General features: G+C 47.1%; 1 protein-coding gene. It reads left to right on the top strand.

From position 1 onward, the window contains the following. On the top strand, nt 1-278 hold a 278-nt coding region (locus tag ACFINS_RS10920), incomplete at both ends, for an AAA family ATPase (protein WP_375706283.1).

Below are 278 nucleotides of genomic sequence, written 5' to 3'. Positions count from 1 at the left end.
ATGCTATGTTGCGCATCGATATGTCGGAATATATGGAAAAACATGCCGGTGCACGCTTGATTGGGGCACCGCCCGGATATGTGGGATATGAAGAAGGGGGAGTGCTAACTGAAGCCGTGCGGCGAAGACCTTATCAGGTCATTTTGTTCGATGAGATTGAAAAAGCCCATCCCGATATTTTTAATCTCTTGCTGCAGGTGCTTGATGAAGGGCGCTTGACAGATAGCCAGGGACGTACTGTCGATTTTCGCAATACCTTACTGATTATGACCTCAAAT

Source organism: Bartonella sp. AA2SXKL, from assembly GCF_042197205.1.
GTDB lineage: Bacteria > Pseudomonadota > Alphaproteobacteria > Rhizobiales > Rhizobiaceae > Bartonella.
This window is presented reverse-complemented; position numbering and strand designations above follow the sequence as displayed.